Raw genomic sequence first — 18,518 nt, 5'->3', positions numbered from 1 at the left:
TGTCCAAACAAACCGAGCCAACTCTACTCTCCCGAAATCAGTTCTTCCATCCATATGCTTTTCTAAAGCATATTCCACTAAGCTGCCAAATGGTCCTAGCGGATTCCCCCCTTGTCGAATACAGAGAGGATCATAAAAGCTATTGGAGCAGTCCCTTCAAGATCAGCGTCTATGGATCCACTGCCCTCATCGTCTTCAGGAGCATGGCTTTCAGAATGCCGTTGTCCCGTGATCCGACACAGCCTCTGGCTCGCCTCCTCCCCTACGCTCCATTAAGACATAGATTCAGACCGGACCTAACCACCGTCTTTGAGTAAATACGACCAAATTTTGTGAAATTACGACTTCTGAATAAAATGCAACGTCACCGTTATCCCGGTGCCAGACGCAATCGAGCGCGTAGAGGCACTCCTTCGTAATCGAGGCTCTGAGAGCGGTCTGGGCGGTCGCCGGCCCACTCGCGGTCCATGCACAGCCTTTCTCCAATCCAATTTTGTCGTCACAACAGAAATATCTCTTTAATTATTGCAACTCTCCAGACAGCTGCTGTATTCGCTGGAACATTCGTGGACTTCATCCAATTCGGAGGAACAGTGCCGATCAAAATTGGCAACATTCAATGCCTCTTTAGGATCACACATCTGTTCTTCACAGACATCGAGACTATACCCATAGTGCCGCGTACAATCATCAATGCACCTAGACTTCATGTTAGCGTAGCACGCCTCTAGGAGCGATTTTTTATCCTCGGAGCAATTGCTTTTTATCATTAAGCATGTATTCTGACACTGAGTAAGCGACGGTGCGTGCCTTTGAAGGGGGCCAGAAAACCATCCTTTTGGGCACGTCGGGCTGCTCGCTCCGTGCGGATCGAGTCTCATCGAACGAGAATTAACGTTCTCCGGGCCCATCGTGACGTGATACAGACACTTGAAGTCTCCTTGCCCCGAAAATGTAACGTTCGTGAACTCGGAGCCGTCCGAGGCATCTACAGAGAGAGGACGAGATCCCGTGTATTCTGCCTCATAAGCGTCGTCCGCTTTCTTCACAATTTGAAGCCTTACGTTTCCCAATATCCAAGAACCCTCCATCTGCTGGATTAGCGTTTGGGCAAATGAAGACGTAGTCGACACTAAAAAAAACAACGCACAGAACAATATTGCACCGAAAAATTTCACACTATTATGCATATACACTCGCATCAGTGCACCCTACTGTGGTATTCTGACGAACGTACCATGTAAGCAAATTTTGTCGGCGCTGCCTCGTGTACTTACATCTATTGAATTCTTCCCTAGTATGAATATCCGGTACCTGCACGAAATTTCCTTATAAGAAACAACGATATTCCCGGCACCGGCACTACCTGCAATGTTGGCCATTAGCGCTTCACCGCGGCTCGAGTCCTCCCAACTCCAATCGCCCTGCACGTTTGTGATATTGATCCAAACTCCCTGCTTATTGGGCAACAGCCATCTGCCTTGCAATCGTTTCGGTTGCAAGGCTACGGCCGAAAGCGTCGAAACAATGAGCACAGGAAGAGTTAAAGTGACCACTGCTGCCATTCGAACAATTGACCTGAACACAGCGAAGCTCCCGTTTTCTATTAAAAATCTGCTGTATGTGGCTTGTAATGACGATCACGGTGGTAATAATTCGAAAGTGCCATGTAGACAGTCGGAGGAGGATCCAGGGCGTGTATTTATATCAATTCGATTTTGCTGAAGTAAAAATATTCTATAATCGCACGTCATATCCGGATAGGCGACCTGTATATTACCACCTCCTTCTTGGCCCGCGTCATTTTTAAATAATGCCTCCCCTTTATTGGAGTCCACCCAGGACCAATCGCCCTGCACGTTAGTTATATTGATCCATCGACCAATGTCGCCTGGTTGAATCCATCTTCCTTCAAGTTGCCTCGGTTGAAGTGCTGATGCGCTGGCTCCCCAGAAAATGACACCAAGACATAAAACCGTGAAGCACAAAATGTGTAGCCGCCTCATTGCTCCTAGTCCTTATTTTTATTTCCTTACATTGAAATGTTACATAAGATAATTAGTTCGTCAATTCCTCCTGAGTGTTGAGGTACGGGGGTTGGGGGCTTTAATCAATCGCAGATCCAGAGGCCGCCCGTCTTCGAGCACACCGTGCCGTTGTCCTTGTAGACCCGATTGCATAGCGCTCGTAATTTTCGCTGTCGCCATCGGGTCGGTCGATCACAGGATTTCGGTGATAGTGCGTTTTATTTGAGTAAGCGTTCCTGTAGTATAATAAAATTCGGCGTTACCATTATTGGGCCGGTTGCTAGATCGCTATAAATATACACTTACGCTAAACATACGTCCTCAGTCGAAATCAGCATCTTTTGCATTCAAACTCAACGGGCGTTCTATACCCGGAGTTCCAGCTAGAGCGGAATTTGTCTGAGTGGAATCGCGTATAACGGTGACACTGCACTTTATTCGGCCCGTCTCCTCCACATTCGCGCATTTCTCAGCCATCGGCCGTCTCCCAGTAAGGCGGGTCGCCGAAGACGTCGCGCAGCCAGGCGGTGAGGGCGCGCAGCTTGGCCGAGCCGCGGCGATCCTCCGGGCAGGCGATATAGATCGTGGCGCCCTCGGGTTCGGCGTCGACATCGACGATCGCCAGCCGCCCGGCGGCGCGTTCCGCCTGGATGAAGTAGGCGGGAAGCAGCGCCAGGCCCAATCCCGCCGCGGCGGCATCGCGCATCAGCAGGCCGTTGTTGACGTGCAGCACGATGTCGGGCCGGATCGTCACCAGCCGGCGCGATAGCCTGAAGCGCCAATCGCCGGAGCCGCGGTTGGAGTAGATGATGCCCTTGTGGCGCTTCAGGTCCTGGATGGTCTCCGGCGTTCCGAATGTCTCCAGATAATTCGGCGAAGCCACCAGGAAGCGGCGGCTGGACGCCAGCGGCTTGACGATGACATGCCCGTCCACGGCCGGGCCGTGGCGCACGACGGCGTCATAGCCGCCCGCCGCCATGCTGACGAAGCGGTCGTCGAGGTCCAGCGTCAGCTCGATCCGCGGATGCTTCGCCAGGAAGCCGTACAGCGCCGGGCCGAGATGGAGGATGCCGAAGCTGGTCGGCGCCGAAATCCGCAGCGGCCCCGCGAGCTCGCCGCGGCGCTCGGCGATCTCGGCGCCCGCCTCGGCGACCTCCTGCATGATCCGCCTGGCGCGCGCCTGGAAGCTCCGCCCGTCCTCGGTCAGCGCAAGGCCGCGTGTCGTGCGGTCGAGAAGCCTGGTCCCGAGGCTGCGCTCGAGGTCGCTCAGCCGCTCGCTCACCACCGATTTCGACAGCGCCATGCGTTGGGCCGCTTCGCTGATCGAACCGGATTCCGCAACGGAGACGAAGGCGGCGAGGGATTCGAGCTTCAGCATTGTTCGCCTTTTCCGAAAACTCAGTCAGGCGTCCGCCGACTACCGGTAGCAGGGTCAGGGTGCCACAATCATCCGTGCCGCGATACCGCGGCAGAACGAGAATTCGCTGGGGAGCACCACATGAACCGCCTCTTGGCCGCCGCCTTCGGCCTGCTGGTCTCGACCGCCGCCGCGTCGGCCCACATCGTCCCCTTTCCGCCGGACTTCACGGCCCGATCGATCGAGACCAACGGCACCAGCCTCCATGTCCGCGTCGGCGGCCATGGCCCCGCCGTGATCCTGCTCCACGGCTTCGGCGACAGCGGCGACATGTGGGCGCCGGTCGCCGCCAAGCTGATGAAGGACCATACCGTCATCGTGCCGGACCTGCGCGGCATGGGCCTCTCCGCCCACCCCGACACCGGCTACACGAAGAAGAACCAGGCCGTCGACATCGCCGGCATCCTCGACACTCTCAAGATCGAGAAGGCCGACCTCGTCACCCACGATATCGGCAATATGGTCGGCTACGCCTTCGTCGCCCAATATCGCGATCGCGTCACCCGCTGGGTGGTGATCGACGCGCCCCTCCCCGGCATCGGCGATTGGGACAACATCATCCGGCTGCCGCTGCTGTGGCACTTCAATTTCCGGGGCCCCGACATGGAGCGTCTGGTCGCCGGGCGCGAGCGCATCTATCTCGACCGGTTCTGGAACGAACTCTCCGCCGATCCGAAGGCCATCGACGAAGCGACGCGCCAGCACTATGCCGCGCTCTACGCCCGCCCCCACGCCATGCACGATGCCTTCGAGCAATTCGCCGCCTTCACGCAGGATGCCGCCGACAACCGGGAGATGCTGGCCAAGGGCGGCAAGGTCACCATGCCGGTCCTGGCCGTCGGCGCCGACAAATCCTTCGGCACGGGCCAGGCGGATGTGCTGGGCCATGTCGCCGCCAACGTGACGGGCGGCATCGTACCAAGCTCCGGCCATTGGGTGATGGAGGAAAATCCCGATGCCACGACGAAGCTGGTGATCGACTTCCTCGCGAAGTGAGGGAGGGGGCGTGAAGCGACGGGCGGTTCGGCAGATCCGATGACGCTGCGATTCCGATGACCCTGGGGTGACGGCAGGCGCCGTGTCGAGCGCCTGCCGTGCCGCCGCTGTCTTGTGCACAGCAGGCTATGCGACGACCGATGCGATGCCTGCGGTTGGAAGGGGCCGCCCTGCAGCATCGCACGGAGCAGGGTATGAGCTGCCGCTAGCCGCCGACATTGTAACGCGCTGCCGGTTTTCCATCGAACATCGATTGGAGGGCCCTTCCGCTGAGCGCTTCGAATTCCCGAAGGATCGTGTCGTCGTGGAGCGACGGGCAGGTGACGCGCTCGCCCTGGTCGAGGCCCGCCAGAGCGGCATCGACGCAGTCCTCGGTCGTCATCATGATGTTTTCAGGCAGCGGCGCCAGGTCCGCGCCCCCCGCCACGTCCCAGCCCTCCGATATGACGGCGCCCGGCAAAACGAGCTGCACGCGGACGGACGTTCCCCCGACCTCACCCTGCAGGCTCTGGGTGAACAGATAGACATAGGCCTTGGTCGATCCATAGACCGGGATGCCGGGGTAAGGCGCAAAGCCCGCGCCGGAACCGACATTGACGATCGTCCCGGCGTTGCGCGTCTTGAATGCAACCAGCGCCGCCTTCGAAAGCATCGTCAACGCCGTGACGTTGAGGCCGACCATGTCGACGATGACATCGTCCGGCGTGTCCGTCAGCGGCTTCAGGGCAGAGAAGCCGGCATTGTTCACCAGCAGTGAGACCGAAGCATCGCTCGACAGGCGATCGGCGACCGCCGCCGCTCCGGCCGGTCGCGACAGGTCGGCGACCATCACCTCGGCGTTCACCGCGTAGCGCTGGCGAAGATCGGCTGCGATGGCCCGCAGGCGCTCTTCGCGGCGCGCGACGAGGACGAGATCGTAGCCGCGCGCGGCGAGCCGGTCGGCGTAGACCTTGCCGATCCCAGATGAGGCGCCGGTGACAATCGCGACGCCTGGTTTGTCCGAATGGGGGTTGGTCAAAGCGATCTCCCAAGGTGAATTATCTCGACCAGAGGAGTATATTTTCTGTACTAGGTGTCAATCGGGCACTATGGATAGCCTAGGTATAGCTTGGGAAACCGCATGACCTACACGGAAGAACAAGTCGTCGAGACCATCCCGATCGTGCGCCCGGTGCTCGAGCAGATCGCCCATAAATGGTCCATCCTCGTCCTCACTTTCCTGTGCGAGGAGCCGAAGCGATTCAACGCGTTGCGGCGACGGCTGGACGGGATCACGCAGAAGGCGCTGACGGAGACGCTGCGGCGGCTGGAGAGGAACGGGTTGGTGGAGCGCCAAGTCGCCACGGCGTCTCCGATCGCTGTGGTCTATTCCATCACGCCGCTCGGGCGCACGCTGCAGGCGCCATTCCTGTCTCTTTATGGCTGGGCGCTGGACCACCAGGGCGATCTGGACGCGGCGCAGCGGCGGTTCGATGCCAACGATCCATCAGGCCGGTCCGGCACCCATGACGACCGTCCGCTCATGGCCACGCCGTCGCGGTGAAGTAGCGCCCGCAGGAGACCACGGCCTTCCGGTGCGACAAGCGCAAGGCAATCATTGCCGTGAGCGCCGCGTTCACACAAGAACATCGCGGGCGTAGACCGCTTGGCGCGCGACCTTGCGCATACTGGGGGGATCGGGGAGGACCGATCCGCTCAGCGCTTCGGCGGGGCCTGCGGGTCTCGCCACAGCTTGCGCCCCGAGGCCTCTGGATCGTGTCATTTCCTTCTCGGCGTTCCAAAGCCGGCAATCGAACCGTCCGAGCGATCCCTGAGACAATCTCAGCGCAGCAGAGTCACGCATAGCGCCAAGCCGGCCAGGTAGGTTCCGAGCGCGCCGATGAATCGCGCCGGATTGGGCTTTGCCATCGTCGGCCATGCGATCAGCCCGACAACGAGCAGACACCGGCACAGCGTCACGGCGACGATCAGCCATACCGTCGCCACCGACGGCGATCGCGCGCCGAGATAGAGAAACAGCACGGCGAGGAATGGGGCGTATTCGGCCGTGTTGGCGTGAGCCCGGATGACTTTATGCAGCGGGTTTGCAGGATCCGGTTCGCAGCCGGCGACGATGCGTTCACGAAAACGCATCACCGAGACCGATAATCCAAGGCCGAACAGCAGCAGCCCCAAAACCGCTGTGCATATGAGCGCAACCTCGTTCATGAACCGTCCCCGTGGTGCAGCGAGGGAAGGAGATCCATGGGCCGGAACATCGCCTATGGATCCCCTTGTGTAATTGAACTCTACCAAAATTGTCGGGCCTGCGGACACATCGGACGTGGGATGAGCCACACTAGGCCCCGTGCCGATCATCGGACCGTGATTCCCGAAGCGCTAGGGCTGCGGGGAAGCTGGATCGCGATCGCCTCTTCCCTCCCCCTCCCCGCCCGTCCGGGCGTCCCATCCTGCCATCGCGACATCCGCGACTGCCTCCAGTTCGGCGCGGCTCGCGCCGTCGCGGGCGAGGATCGACATGCCGTTCTGGAGGGTCTGCACGAAGCGGGCGAGCGCGTGGCGATCGGCCGAGGCCGGGATTTCGCCGTCCGCCGCCGCCCGGTCGAGGCGGGCGGACAGCCGTTCGAGCGTGACCGCGCGCGCCGAGCGGACGAGATCGCCGAGTTCGGCATGGCCTTCGCTGCCGACCGCGGAGAGCGTCACCATGCAGCCGCGCGGCAGATCCGCGACGCAGCCAGTCAGCGCTGCAGCCGAGTCCATGAGGAGAGAGCGGACGGCTTCGCGCGCGGTCGCCGCCGAGAAAAAGCCCGCCCAGACATAGCCCTCATTGGTCTCAGCATAATGGTGCAGCGCCTCGGCATAGAGCGCTTCCTTCGAGCGGAAGGCGGCATAGAGGCTGGGCGCCCCGATGCCCATGGCGTGCGTCAGGTCGGCGATCGAGGTCGCCTCGAACCCCTTGCTCCAGAACAGGCGGGTGGCCTGCTCCAGCGCCGCGTCCCGATCGAAGGCGCGCGGCCGCCCTCGTTCGCGCGTGGCTGGCGCGGGCGTGCCCGACACGACTGGGGGGGTGCTCGATGTGGCGCCGGAATTCTGCATCGATCGTTATATAAACCCATTGCCTCGCCGCGGCAATGCGCGTATCCATTTCTATATCGATCACTAGACAATGGAAACGACGATGACGGAACTGGCAGGCAAGCGCGCGCTCGTGACGGGCGGATCACGCGGCATCGGCGCCGCGATCGCGGTCGCGCTGGCGCAAAACGGCGCGGATGTGGCCATCACCTATGAGCGGTCGGCCGATCGTGCGGCGGAAATCGTTCGGGCGATCGAGGGAAAGGGCCGCAAGGGGCTCGCCATCCGGGCCGACAGCGCCGATCCCGCGGCGATCAGGCGCGCCGTCGACGAAGCGGCCCGGACGCTCGGAGGGCTCGACATCCTCGTCAACAATGCCGCCATCGCGCTCTACGCCTCGATCGCCGAGGTCAGCGTCGAGACGATCGATGCGCTGCTCGACGTCAATGTGCGCGGGCCCCTGCTCGCGGCGCAGGCCGCCATCCCGCATCTTTCGGCGGGCGGGCGCATCGTCACCATCGGTTCGGCCGGCGCCGAGCGCATCGTCGGGGATACCGGCACGATCTATTTCATGACCAAATCCGCGCTGCACTCGTTCACGCGCGGCCTCGCCCGGGAACTCGGGCCGCGTGACGTGACGGTCAACCTGGTGCAGCCGGGCTCGACCGACACCGACATGAACCCCGCCGATGGCGCGTTCTCCGACTTCCAGCGCAGCCTCAGCCCGCTCGGCCGCTACGGCACGCCGGAGGATGTCGCAGCAGCCGTCGCCTTCCTGGCAAGCCCGTCGGCCCGGCATATCACCGGCGCCATCCTGACGGTGGACGGCGGACAGACGACCTGAATCGGGCTCGGCGCCCGCCTGCAACCGCCGCGGCAGGACGATCATGCGGTTGGCCGCATCGTGCGGAATAGAGGCTGTGGACGGTCGATCACCGATCGGCCTCTTCCTCTCCGGCAGGCGTAGCGTTTCCGAGACGGGCGATCGGTGATCGCCCTTCCATGCGCGCGCGTCTCGCCCGCTCCGCCGTCGCCCTACACCTCCGGGATGTTCTCCCGGAACAGCGCCTGGATGCGCACCGGCGGCAGCGCCGGCTCGGGCTCGCCGCGCACCGCCCTCACCAGCCGCTCGATGGCGTCGCGCGCCTCGACGCGCGGGTTCTGGTCGATGACGGCGTCCATCGTGCCGGACAGCAGGAAGCGCCGCGTATGGGCGGTGAGCTCATGGCCGATGAACACCACCGTCTGCCCGCGCCCCCTCTCTTCCAGCGCCCGCGCGATGCCGCGATTGCCGGCGCCGATATTGTAGATGCCGGTGACGTCGTCATGCCGCTCCAGGAGCGCGCTGGCTTCGCGATAGGCGCGGTCGGTGTCGTCGCGGATTTCCCTGAGTTCCAGCACCGACAGATGCGGCGCGCTTTCGGCGAGCATGTGCCGGAAGCCCATCTCGCGCTCCTCATGGCCGCGATAGGCGAGCGAGCCGGCGAAGAGCGCCACCTTGCCGCCGCCCGGCCCCATGAAGCGCCCGAGCAGATGGCCGGCGAGGCGCCCCGCCGCCCGGTTGTCGATGCCGACATAAGCGAGGCGCGGCACGTTGGAGATGTCGGAGGCGAGCGTCACCACGGGAATGCCGCCGAGGACGAGGCCGCGGATCGCCTCGCGCACCGCCGGATGGTCGAGCGCGACGACGCCGACGCCATGCGTGCGCCCGCGCAATTCGTCGAGCTTCGCGGTGAGGAGATCGGGATCGAAGCCTTCGAGCAGATGCAGGCGCACGCCGATATCGGCACGCTGGCGTGCCCAGGCGAGGAAATGGTCGCCGAGCAGGCGGATGAAGGAATTGGTGCCGCCCGGCATGACGAAATCGAGCTCGACCCTGCGGCCGGGCCCGGCCGCGGCGGCCGGCGGTGCGCCGTCGATATAGCCGAGGCGCGAGGCGACGGCCAGCACGCGGTCGCGCGTGCGCGCCTTCACGCCCTCGCGCTTGTTGAGGACCCGGTCCACCGTCGCCGTGGAGACGCCGGCCTCGCGGGCGATGTCGACAAGGGTCGTCCGCATGGTCACTCGCACCGCATTTCGATACGGCCGACCCTATCGGATTCGGCGGCAGCGTCAATCGGAAACACATCAAAACAAATCATTTTTGGGGGCGTTATCCCTGCGTCGCATCGGAGGCGGAGGCCAGGAAGTGGAAATTTTTGCACCCTGCTCCGCTGACGCCGCCCTCCCCTCGCATCGACTGAATCGCGCTATTTCAAGTATTTATGCGACTTTCGGGATCTCGTGCCGCGCCTGGCGGAGACAGCGCCCGCTTCGATTCGATCAATCTCAAAAGCCATCACGCTTGACAGCGAAATCGATCAACACCCATCATCGGGATAGAGACGAGCAGGAATGTTCGCACCGGGCGATCGATGCCGGCCGGCGGCAGGAGCCGGCGCCGGCCGTCCGGCCCAGGGAGGAAACCATGAGCGATGCACACGGATTCAAGCCGGACGTCGAGGTCCGGGAGCGCGGCTACGGCATCGGCTGCATCGGCGCCGGCATGATCATGGCGGAGGTGCACCTGGCCGCCTACCGGGAGGCCGGCTTCACGGTGGCGGCCATCGCCTCGCGCACGCCGGCCAAAGCCGCCGCGGTCGCCGAGCGCTACGGCATCGCCACCGTCCACGACACGCCGGAAGCCCTGATCGAGGATCCGGCCGTCGCCATCCTCGACATCGCCTTTCCGCCCGACCGGCAGCCGGCCCTCATCCGCCGGGCGCTGGCCCAGCCCCACATCAAGGCGATCCTCGCGCAGAAGCCGCTCGCCCTCGACCTTGCGGAGGCCCGGCGCCTGCGCGACGAGGCGGCGGCGGCCGGCAAGATCCTGTCCGTCAACCAGAACATGCGCTTCGACCAGGCGATGCGCGTCCTCAAGCAGATCCTCGACCGCGGCGATCTCGGCACGCCCGTCATCGCCACCATCGAGATGCGCGCCATCCCGCATTGGCAGGGCTTCCTCGCCGATTACGACCGGCTGACGCTCGCCAATATGAGCGTGCACCATCTCGACGTGCTGCGCTTCCTGTTCGGCGAGCCCGACGAGATCTACACCACCGCCCGGCAGGACCCGCGCACCGCCTTCGCGCACAAGGACGGCATCACCGTCTCCACGCTGAAATTCCCGACCGGCGTGCTGGCGGTGTCGATGGAGGATGTCTGGTCCGGCCCGCGCGAGGAAGGCTTCGATTCCGACATCTACATCAAATGGCGGGTGGAGGGCACCGACGGCGTCGCCCAGGGCACCATCGGCTGGCCGGACGGCAAGCCCTCGACGCTGCGCTATGCCTCGAAGCGTTCGACCGGGGGGCATTGGGTCGAGCCGCGCTGGAGCACGATGTGGTTCCCGCATGCCTTCATCGGCGTGATGGAGCAGTTGCAATATGCCGTGAGGACCGGCACCGAGCCCGAGCTCTCGGTCGCCGACAATGTCCGCACCATGGCGCTGGTCGAGGCGGGCTACCGCTCGATGGCGGAGAACCGGCCGGTCAGGCTGGCCGAATTTGCGGTCTGAAGACAACAAGCACGATCACAGGAGGATCCACCCATGATGCAGGTCGGCATTTTCACCGGCTATTTTCCCTACAGCCTCGAGGAGACCGCCCGCAGGATCAGGGCGCTCGACTTCAACACCGTCCAGCTCGACATGCATTTCAAGGATGTCGACGTCTCGCCCGGCCAGATCACGCCGGACAAGTGCCGGCTGATCCGCGACACCTTCCGCGACCACAACCTGCCGATCTGCTGCATCTCCGGTTATACCAACATCATCCATCCCGACCAGGCGGAACGGGAGCGCCGCCTCGGCTATCTCAAGGAGATCATCCGCCACGCCCAATATCTCGGCTCGCCCTATGTGATCTCCGAGACCGGCACCTACAACACCGAGAGCGACTGGGTGCATGACGACAGGAACAAGACCGAGGAGGGCTTCGAGACCTGCCGGGCTGTCATCGCCGACCTCGCCCAGACCGCCTACGACCACGGCGCGACGTTCCTGCTCGAAACCTATGTGAACAATGTCGTCGGCTCCGTCGAGGAGACGGTGAAGATGTTCGCCGCCGTCGACCATCCCGGCCTCGGCCTCCTGATGGACCCGACCAATTATTTCGAGGCCCACAATATCGACCGCATGGACGCCATCCTCAACCAGGTGTTCGACACCCTCTCCGACAAGATCCGGATCGCCCATGCCAAGGACGTCAAGCGCTCGGGTTCCGACAAGTCCGAGAAGCACGCCGACATCGGCGACGAGGACGCGATGGAATCGCACACCTTCCGCGGCGTCGGCGAGATCGAGCTGCCGGCGCCGGGCCTCGGCTCGCTCAATTACGACCTCTATCTCAAGCGCCTCGCCCGCAAGCACCCGAACATCCCCATGATCATCGAGCATCTCGATGAATCGGACGTGCCGCGCGCCAAGACATTCCTCGACGGCAGGCTGCGCGCCAACGGGCTGTAGGCCGATCGGCGACAGTCGAGGCGCCACCGCCCGGTTCGCATCCGAACAATCATGGGAAGGACAAGGATATGGTCACGCTTTTCGATCGGGAGATGTCGCGCCGCGACGTCGCCCGCCATGCGGGGCTGCTGTCGCAATTTGCGGGGGTGCGCCTGATGACCCTCGGCGACGGCGTCGAGCGCGGCATCCGCATGCTGGAATTCCGCACGGGCACGGGGCTGCGCTTCACCGTGCTGGTCGACAGGGCGCTCGACATCGCCGATTGCGAGCATCGCGGCCGGTCGATCGGCTGGAATTCGCCTGCCGGCTTCCGCCACCCCGGCCTGCACGACTATGAGGGCGAAGGCGGGCTCGCCTGGCTGCGCTCCTTCTCCGGCCTCCTGGTCACCTGCGGCCTCGACCACATCCTGTTCATGGACGAGGAACCGGCCGGCCACTATGTCTACGGCCCGCGCAAAACCGTGAGCCACTCCATCCATGGCCGCGTCGGCACCATTCCGGCGCGGCTCACCGGCTATGGCGAACGCTGGGAGGGCGAGCGCTGCATCCTGTGGTGCGAGGGCGTGGTGCAGCAGGCCGCCGTCTTCGGCGAGGACCTACATCTCGTCCGCCGCATCGAGGCGGATGTCGGCGGCAACGAGATCCGCCTGTCGGACCGGGTCGTCAATCACGGCTTCTACCGCACGCCCCACATGTTCTGCTACCACATCAATGTCGGCCATCCCGTGCTGGAGGAAGGCTCGCGCTATCTCGCCCCGATCGAGGACGTCGTCTGGGCCGCCCATGCCGGCGAGGCCTATCGCAGCTCCGGCGTGGGCTACCGCACGCTGCCGGCGCCGCAGGACAATTTCCACGAGCAGGTCTGGCAGCACGAGATGCAGGCGGACGAAGCGGGACGGGTGCCGGTCGCCCTCGTCAACGACCGCATCGGCCTCGGCTTCGAGGTCGAGACCCGCAAGGACCAGTTCCCCTGCCAGTTCGAATGGCAGAACCTGCAGGCCGGCCAATATGCCCTCGGCATCGAACCCTCGACCAACCACGTCCTCGGCCATGCCTATGCCCGCGACAACGGCGAACTGATCTGGCTGGAGCACGGCGAGGAGCGCCGCTACGACACCGCCTTCCGCGTCCTCGACGGCGCCGAGGCGATCGCGCAGACCGAGGAGCACATCCGCAGCCTCGCGCTCCAGCCGGAAGACGCCTTCCCGCCGCCCTCCGGCAGCCATCGCCCGATCGCCGGACGCGGAGCCCGGCCATGACCGTCAAGGGACGCACCATCCTCTATACCGGCGCCGCCGGCGGGCTCGGCACCGGCGCCACGCTGGCCTTTCTGGCCGCCGGCGCCCGCGTCGTCGCCGTCGACAACGATGCCGCCAAGGTCGCGGCGCTGGAGGCAGCGGCGCGCGAGGCCGGCCATTCCGGGCTGACGGTCAGGCGCCTCGACCTCGCCGATCTCGGCACGCTGCGCCACGAACTCGATGCTGCCGCCACGGAGGCGGGCGGCTTCGACATCGTCGTCAACAATGCCGCGATCTACCCCTCCAAGGCATTCGAGGACTACACGATCGAGGAGCATCAGGCCGTGCAGCGCATCAATGTCGATGCCGGCATCGTCTGCGTGCAGGCGGCCCTGCCCGGCATGCGCGCCAAGGGCTGGGGCCGCATCGTCAACGTCGCCAGCATCACCGTCTATGGCGGCTGGGCCAAGCTCTCGCCCTATGTCCAGTCGAAGGGCGCGCTGGTCGGCCTGACCCGCGCCTGGGCCCGCGAGTTCGGCGCCTACGGCGTCACCGTCAACGCCATCGCGCCCGGCGCCTTCCCCACCGACGCCGAGAAGATCCATCCCGATCTCGACAATTACGAGCGCTTCGTGCTCGGCAGCCAGTCCGTCAAGCGCCGCGGCAATGCTGCCGATATCGCCAATGCGCTGATGTTCCTGGCCTCGGAGGGCTCGGGCTTCATCACCGGGCAGGTGCTCAATGTCGACGGCGGCTGGGTGATGCATTGAGGGGGCGCGAAGGTCACGAAGGCGGACGGCAGGTCCGCGCTCGCCCTCAGCTGCTCTCCCGCACCATCAGCTCGAAGCCGACATCGACGCGGCCCTGCGCCACCGTCTCGCCGCGCATGGCGGCGACGAGCAGGCGGCCGGCCTCGCTGCCGATGCGCCGGGTGGGCACGGCGATGGTGGTCAGCGCCGGGGTCAGCTCCGCCGCGATCTCGTAATTGCCGAAGCCGGTGATGGCGAGGTCGTCGGGCACGCGGATGCCGAGGCGCTGGCAGGCGAGCAGCGCGCCCGAGGCGATGAGGTCGCTGGAGAACACCAGCGCATCGGCATCCGGAAAACGCCGGCGCGCCAGCTCCAGCACCTCGACGCCGGTATGCATGGCCAGCGGGCTGCCGTCGACGATGGCGAGGCGCGGCGTTTCGTCCGGAAAGCGCGCCGCGACCGCCTCGACGAAGCCGTCCCGCCGCTCGGCCGCGCGCGGATCCCCGGGCCTGAGCACGCCGGCGAAGACCAGCCGCCGGCGGCCGTGCTCGACCAGATGGGCGACGACGCGGGCGATGGCGGCGCGGTTCGAGAAGCCGACCAGCATGTCGATCGGCTGCGCCGACCATTCCCACCCCTCGACCACGGGAATGCCGGCGCGGCGGAGCAGGGCCGCCGCCGGCCGGGTGTGGCGCGTGCCGACGACGAAGAAGCCGTCCGGCCGCCGGCCGAGGAAGCTGCGCACCAGCGCCTCCTCGCGGTCGAGCCGATAGTCGCTGCCGCCGAGGAAGATCTGGTAGCCCTGGGGCGACAGGGCGTCGGCGAGGCCCTGGATCGTCTCGGCGAAAACCGAAGCGGAGATCGTCGGGATGATGGCGGCGACCATCATGCTGCGGTTGGAGGCGAGATGGCTCGCCGCGAAGTTCTGGACATAGTTCGTCTTGCGGACGGCCTCCTGGATCAGCCGCAGCGTTTCCGGCGTGACGCTGTCGGGATCGCGCAGCGCGCGGGAGACCGTCTGCGCCGACACGCCCGCCTCGCGGCCGACATCGGCCATCGTCGTCCCGAAGGCGCCTTCCCTGCGGCGCGGCGCCCGTCTGCCGGGCGGATCGACGGATGTCTTCGGCAAGAGAGGCCCCCCGAATAGCCGGGACCGGTCGGAACCGGCCCGGCGCAGCTATGCACGCGCCGGCGATGTCCGGCAAGCACGCCGGGCGCCCGCAATTTTGCTTGCGAAACCGGCCGACGTGAGTTAGCGCTAACGTTAGCGATAACGCAAGACCTCCCGGAGCTTCCCTTGACCGCATCCGCCGGCATCCTCAAAGGCTATCGCGTGCTCGACTGCTCGATCGCGATGGCCGGGCCCTTCGCGGCCCAGCGCCTCGGCGATCTCGGCGCCGACGTCGTCAAGATCGAGCCCGTCACCGGCGAGTGGCAGCGCCACGTCGCCGCCGGCGGCGCCAAGGGCAACAAGGTCAACGTCTCCTTCCTGTCGCTCAACCGCAACAAGCGCTCGCTGGCCGTCGACCTGAAATCGCCCGAGGGCAAGGCGGTGCTGCTCGACCTCGTCCGCAGCGCCGACGTCTTCCTGCAAAACTACCGGCCGGGCGTAGCCAAGCGGCTCGGCATCGACTACGAGACGCTGTCGGCCCTCAATCCCCGCCTCGTCTATGTCTCGATGTCGGGCTATGGCGAGAGCGGCCCCTATCTCGACTGGCCGGGCCAGGATCTCGTCCTGCAGGGGCTTTCCGGCGCCATGCTCTCGGCCGGGCGCGCCGGCGAGCCGCCGACGCCGGCCGGGCAATATCTCGTCGACGCCGTGACCGCCTACACCGCCTTCGAGGGCGCGCTGGCCGCCCTCCTCCACCGCGAGCGCACCGGCGAGGGCCAGCTCGTGCAGGTCAACATGCTCGACGCCATCACCACGCTGCAGATGCAGGAATTGTCGGTGTTCACCGTCGCCGGCAAGCCGCAGACGCGCTCGGCCGAGCCGCATGCCCATGTCTATATCCGCGCGCCCTACGGCGCCTTCGCCACCGCCGACGGCACTATCATCATCGCCTTCCCGCCGCTGCGGAAGTTCGGCGAGGTGATCGGCGAGCCGTCCTTCCTGGCCATGGACGACGAGGTCGACGCCTGGAGCCGGCGCGACGAGATCTTCGCCAGGACGCGCGAACGCCTGGTGACGCGCAGCACGGCCGACTGGCTGCAGCGCCTGCGCGCCGCCGACATCTGGTGCGGCCCGGTCTATGGCTACCAGGATCTCGTCGGCGATCCGCAGATCGCCCATAACGGCACCTTCGTCACCTATGACCATCCGACCGAGGGGCGGGTGACGACGCCGGGCTTCCCGATCAAATTCTCCAAGACGCCGTCGACGGTGGCGCGCGGGGCGCCCCTCGTCGGCGAGCATACCCGCCAGGTGCTGCGCGAAGCCGGCTATGACGAGGCGGCGATCGATGCGCTGCTCTCCAGGGGCGCGGTGTTCGAGACCCCCGATGCGGCGCCCGCCGGTCCCTAGAGCAAAGCGCGTTCTGGCAGAGACGGCGCTTTGCTCTAACTCTTTGTTTTTCGACGCGTCTTTGTGTTTTGCCGACTTCGGCAAAACACAAAGACGCTCTAGCCTGAGACGCGACCATGACCGAGAACGTGCTCTTCGACATCGACGGCGCCGTCGCCACCATCACCCTCAACCGCCCGCAGAAGCTGAACGCCGTCACCCAGGCGATGGCCGATGCGGTGGTGGACGCGGTGACGGCCTGCAACGGATCCGACACCATCCGCTGCGTCATCGTCACCGGCGCGGGCGAACGCGCCTTCTGCGCCGGCTCCGACATCCGCGACCTCGACGGCTACGACACGCCGTGGAAGTTCCGCAACCGGCCGGATTACTGCGACGCCATCCGCCATCTGCTCAAGCCCTCGATCGCCGCCGTCAACGGCTATGCCTTCGGCGGCGGCCTGGAGACGGCGATGAGCTGCGACATCCGCCTCGCCTCCGAGAACGCGCAATTCGCCGCGCCCGAGATCAAGCTCGGCTGGATCGGCGGCGGCGGCATGGCGACCGCGCTCGCCCATTCGGTCGGCCCGTCCAACGCCGCCCTGATGATCATGACGGGCGATCCGATCGACGCGGAGCAGGCCTTGCGCTGGGGCCTCGTCAGCGAGGTCCTGCCGCCCGCCGGCCTGCTCGGGCGCGCCCGCGCGCTCGCCGCGACCATCGCCAGCCGGGCGCCGATCGCCGCCGAGACGGCCAAGCTCAACCTCAAGGCAGCCTATGCCATGTCGACGGAGCAGGCGATCGCCTATGAGCGCGACCTGCAGACCGTCTGCTTCGCCACCGAGGACGCGACGGAAGGACGGGCGGCCTTCAAGGAAAAGCGCCTGCCGGTCTTCCGGCGGCGCTGACGGGGATGGGAACCATGACCGTGGCGAAAGCGATCGACTTCCTGCGCAGCCGGCGCGAGGCGACCGTCCTCGCCATGTTCGTCGCCGTCTTCATCGCCCTGATGCTGGCGAGCCCGTTCTTCTTCACGCCGCGCAACCTCTCCAACGTGGCGCGCCAGGTCTCGGTGGTCGGCATAGCCTCGCTCGGCCAGGCGCTGGTGATCATCGCCGGCGGCATCGACCTGTCGGTCGGCGCGGCGATCGGCCTGTCCGCCGTCGCCGGCGCGATGCTGTCGGCCGCCACCGGCCTGTCGGTCCTCGCCATCGTCGGCGCCCTCGGGGTGGGCGCGCTGATCGGCCTGGTCAACGGGCTGCTGGTCACCCGCATCCGCATCAACGCCTTCATCGCGACGCTCGGCACGCTCTCCGTCGCCCGCGGCGTCGCCCTGCTGATCACCAACGGCAACCCGCAGCGCTTCGACAATTGGGCCGCCTGGCTCGGCTACGGCAATGTCGCCGGCGTGCCCGTGCAGTTCTGGCTGCTGGTGATCCTAACGATCGTCATATGGATCTTCGCCGTCCGGACCCGCCCCGGCCGCAACATCTATGCGGTCGGCGACAATGCCCGCGCCGCACGCCTCGCGGGCATCGACGTCGAGGCGACGCGGGTGCTGGTGTTCCTGATCTCGGGATGCCTGGCCGGGCTCGGCGGGCTGCTGCTCGGCGGCATGCTCACCAATGCCAACCCCAATCTCGGCCTCGGCTACGAGCTCGACGTCATCGCGGCGGTCATTCTCGGCGGCGTGGCGCTGACCGGCGGCCGCGGCTCGATCGGCGGCGTCGTCATCGGCGCCGGCCTGATGGGGCTGCTGCGCAACGCCTTCGTCCTGCTCAACGTCTCCGGCTATTGGCAGACCATCACCATCGGCCTCGTCGTCATCGTCGCCGTCGGCGCCGACAGCATCAACCGCCTGCGCGACGAGGACTGAGGCCGGCCGCCGCGGCACGCAACTCCAATCTTCACCCTCCCCTGGAGGGGGAGGGTCGGCCCGCAGGGCCGGGGTGGGGTGGCAAGGCGCCTGCCGGTGACGATCCGAACGACGATTGTCGCGAAGACGTCGCCTC

The 18,518-nt window shown here is 65.2% G+C and carries 16 protein-coding genes; 10 read left to right on the top strand and 6 right to left on the bottom strand.

Going from position 1 to position 18,518, the window contains the following annotated elements; genetic code table 11:
* Window positions 1-2,496: 2,496 nt before the first annotated feature.
* On the bottom strand, window positions 2,497-3,405 hold the full coding sequence (locus tag J3R73_RS01790; protein ID WP_307421815.1) for a LysR family transcriptional regulator: 909 nt from the start codon (window positions 3,403-3,405) through the stop codon (window positions 2,497-2,499).
* 120 nt (window positions 3,406-3,525) lie between these two features.
* Between J3R73_RS01790 and J3R73_RS01785 the strand changes: the two genes are divergently transcribed.
* Window positions 3,526-4,440 (top strand): alpha/beta fold hydrolase, encoded by a 915-nt coding sequence (locus J3R73_RS01785; RefSeq protein WP_307421814.1) that lies wholly within the window; start codon window positions 3,526-3,528, stop codon window positions 4,438-4,440.
* Window positions 4,441-4,645: 205 nt separating this feature from the next.
* Here the strand turns inward: J3R73_RS01785 and J3R73_RS01780 are convergent, their stop codons facing one another.
* Window positions 4,646-5,458, bottom strand: a complete 813-nt coding sequence (locus J3R73_RS01780; protein ID WP_307421812.1) for an SDR family NAD(P)-dependent oxidoreductase — start codon at window positions 5,456-5,458, stop codon at window positions 4,646-4,648.
* A gap of 102 nt (window positions 5,459-5,560) precedes the next feature.
* On the opposite strand from J3R73_RS01780, the gene J3R73_RS01775 reads away from it, so the two are divergent.
* The gene (locus tag J3R73_RS01775) at window positions 5,561-5,983 is read left to right on the top strand and encodes a winged helix-turn-helix transcriptional regulator (RefSeq protein ID WP_307421810.1); all 423 of its coding nucleotides are present in this window, start codon (window positions 5,561-5,563) and stop codon (window positions 5,981-5,983) included.
* A gap of 278 nt (window positions 5,984-6,261) precedes the next feature.
* Here the strand turns inward: J3R73_RS01775 and J3R73_RS01770 are convergent, their stop codons facing one another.
* Both J3R73_RS01770 and J3R73_RS01765 read right to left on the bottom strand, forming a co-directional pair.
* On the bottom strand, window positions 6,262-6,648 hold the full coding sequence (locus J3R73_RS01770) for an MAPEG family protein (RefSeq protein ID WP_307421807.1): 387 nt from the start codon (window positions 6,646-6,648) through the stop codon (window positions 6,262-6,264).
* A 171-nt stretch (window positions 6,649-6,819) separates the two neighbouring features.
* Entirely contained in the window at window positions 6,820-7,536 is a 717-nt protein-coding gene (locus J3R73_RS01765) for a TetR/AcrR family transcriptional regulator (RefSeq protein ID WP_307421805.1), read from the bottom strand.
* A gap of 82 nt (window positions 7,537-7,618) precedes the next feature.
* Between J3R73_RS01765 and J3R73_RS01760 the strand changes: the two genes are divergently transcribed.
* On the top strand, window positions 7,619-8,359 hold the full coding sequence (locus J3R73_RS01760) for an SDR family NAD(P)-dependent oxidoreductase (RefSeq protein WP_307421803.1): 741 nt from the start codon (window positions 7,619-7,621) through the stop codon (window positions 8,357-8,359).
* A 191-nt stretch (window positions 8,360-8,550) separates the two neighbouring features.
* Here J3R73_RS01760 and J3R73_RS01755 read toward each other — a convergent pair whose 3' ends face one another.
* Window positions 8,551-9,573 carry a LacI family DNA-binding transcriptional regulator gene (locus J3R73_RS01755; RefSeq protein WP_307421802.1) on the bottom strand — a complete coding sequence of 341 codons (1,023 nt, stop codon included), beginning with the start codon at window positions 9,571-9,573 and terminating at the stop codon, window positions 8,551-8,553.
* A gap of 409 nt (window positions 9,574-9,982) precedes the next feature.
* Between J3R73_RS01755 and J3R73_RS01750 the strand changes: the two genes are divergently transcribed.
* The 4 genes from J3R73_RS01750 to J3R73_RS01735 all read left to right on the top strand — a co-directional run bounded on the left by J3R73_RS01750 (window position 9,983) and on the right by J3R73_RS01735 (window position 14,027).
* The gene (locus J3R73_RS01750) at window positions 9,983-11,071 is read left to right on the top strand and encodes a Gfo/Idh/MocA family protein (protein WP_307421801.1); all 1,089 of its coding nucleotides are present in this window, start codon (window positions 9,983-9,985) and stop codon (window positions 11,069-11,071) included.
* A gap of 33 nt (window positions 11,072-11,104) precedes the next feature.
* The gene (locus J3R73_RS01745) at window positions 11,105-12,019 is read left to right on the top strand and encodes a sugar phosphate isomerase/epimerase family protein (protein WP_307421799.1); all 915 of its coding nucleotides are present in this window, start codon (window positions 11,105-11,107) and stop codon (window positions 12,017-12,019) included.
* A 68-nt stretch (window positions 12,020-12,087) separates the two neighbouring features.
* The gene (locus tag J3R73_RS01740; RefSeq protein WP_307421798.1) at window positions 12,088-13,278 is read left to right on the top strand and encodes an aldose 1-epimerase family protein; all 1,191 of its coding nucleotides are present in this window, start codon (window positions 12,088-12,090) and stop codon (window positions 13,276-13,278) included.
* Window positions 13,275-14,027 carry an SDR family NAD(P)-dependent oxidoreductase gene (locus tag J3R73_RS01735; RefSeq protein ID WP_307421796.1) on the top strand — a complete coding sequence of 251 codons (753 nt, stop codon included), beginning with the start codon at window positions 13,275-13,277 and terminating at the stop codon, window positions 14,025-14,027. The genes J3R73_RS01740 and J3R73_RS01735 overlap by 4 nt, the downstream gene beginning before the upstream one ends.
* 46 nt (window positions 14,028-14,073) lie before the next feature.
* On the opposite strand, the gene J3R73_RS01730 is transcribed toward J3R73_RS01735, so the two are convergent.
* Window positions 14,074-15,135 (bottom strand): LacI family DNA-binding transcriptional regulator, encoded by a 1,062-nt coding sequence (locus J3R73_RS01730; protein ID WP_307421795.1) that lies wholly within the window; start codon window positions 15,133-15,135, stop codon window positions 14,074-14,076.
* Window positions 15,136-15,360: 225 nt separating this feature from the next.
* On the opposite strand from J3R73_RS01730, the gene J3R73_RS01725 reads away from it, so the two are divergent.
* From J3R73_RS01725 to J3R73_RS01715, 3 genes are all read left to right on the top strand, one after another.
* The gene (locus J3R73_RS01725; RefSeq protein WP_370880061.1) at window positions 15,361-16,527 is read left to right on the top strand and encodes a CaiB/BaiF CoA transferase family protein; all 1,167 of its coding nucleotides are present in this window, start codon (window positions 15,361-15,363) and stop codon (window positions 16,525-16,527) included.
* Between the two features lie 116 nt (window positions 16,528-16,643).
* Window positions 16,644-17,414 carry an enoyl-CoA hydratase/isomerase family protein gene (locus J3R73_RS01720; protein ID WP_307421791.1) on the top strand — a complete coding sequence of 257 codons (771 nt, stop codon included), beginning with the start codon at window positions 16,644-16,646 and terminating at the stop codon, window positions 17,412-17,414.
* A 14-nt stretch (window positions 17,415-17,428) separates the two neighbouring features.
* Window positions 17,429-18,382 carry an ABC transporter permease gene (locus J3R73_RS01715; protein ID WP_307421789.1) on the top strand — a complete coding sequence of 318 codons (954 nt, stop codon included), beginning with the start codon at window positions 17,429-17,431 and terminating at the stop codon, window positions 18,380-18,382.
* Window positions 18,383-18,518 lie beyond the last annotated feature (136 nt).

This window comes from Labrys monachus (assembly GCF_030814655.1).
Taxonomy (GTDB): domain Bacteria; phylum Pseudomonadota; class Alphaproteobacteria; order Rhizobiales; family Labraceae; genus Labrys; species Labrys monacha.
Note: the sequence above shows the minus strand (reverse complement) of the source record. Positions and strands in the feature narration are given on the sequence as shown.

Bases quoted from the DNA above. Each gene is read 5' to 3' on its own strand.
- J3R73_RS01745 (WP_307421799.1), top strand. From the start codon at position 11,105: ATGATGCAGGTCGGCATTTTCACCGGCTATTTTCCCTACAGCCTCGAG.
- J3R73_RS01785 (WP_307421814.1), top strand. From the start codon at position 3,526: ATGAACCGCCTCTTGGCCGCCGCCTTCGGCCTGCTGGTCTCGACCGCC.
- J3R73_RS01775 (WP_307421810.1), top strand. From the start codon at position 5,561: ATGACCTACACGGAAGAACAAGTCGTCGAGACCATCCCGATCGTGCGC.
- J3R73_RS01715 (WP_307421789.1), top strand. From the start codon at position 17,429: ATGACCGTGGCGAAAGCGATCGACTTCCTGCGCAGCCGGCGCGAGGCG.
- J3R73_RS01750 (WP_307421801.1), top strand. From the start codon at position 9,983: ATGAGCGATGCACACGGATTCAAGCCGGACGTCGAGGTCCGGGAGCGC.
- J3R73_RS01740 (WP_307421798.1), top strand. From the start codon at position 12,088: ATGGTCACGCTTTTCGATCGGGAGATGTCGCGCCGCGACGTCGCCCGC.
- J3R73_RS01770 (WP_307421807.1), bottom strand. From the start codon at position 6,648: ATGAACGAGGTTGCGCTCATATGCACAGCGGTTTTGGGGCTGCTGCTG.
- J3R73_RS01720 (WP_307421791.1), top strand. From the start codon at position 16,644: ATGACCGAGAACGTGCTCTTCGACATCGACGGCGCCGTCGCCACCATC.
- J3R73_RS01760 (WP_307421803.1), top strand. From the start codon at position 7,619: ATGACGGAACTGGCAGGCAAGCGCGCGCTCGTGACGGGCGGATCACGC.
- J3R73_RS01790 (WP_307421815.1), bottom strand. From the start codon at position 3,405: ATGCTGAAGCTCGAATCCCTCGCCGCCTTCGTCTCCGTTGCGGAATCC.
- J3R73_RS01725 (WP_370880061.1), top strand. From the start codon at position 15,361: ATGGCCGGGCCCTTCGCGGCCCAGCGCCTCGGCGATCTCGGCGCCGAC.
- J3R73_RS01735 (WP_307421796.1), top strand. From the start codon at position 13,275: ATGACCGTCAAGGGACGCACCATCCTCTATACCGGCGCCGCCGGCGGG.
- J3R73_RS01765 (WP_307421805.1), bottom strand. From the start codon at position 7,536: ATGCAGAATTCCGGCGCCACATCGAGCACCCCCCCAGTCGTGTCGGGC.
- J3R73_RS01755 (WP_307421802.1), bottom strand. From the start codon at position 9,573: ATGCGGACGACCCTTGTCGACATCGCCCGCGAGGCCGGCGTCTCCACG.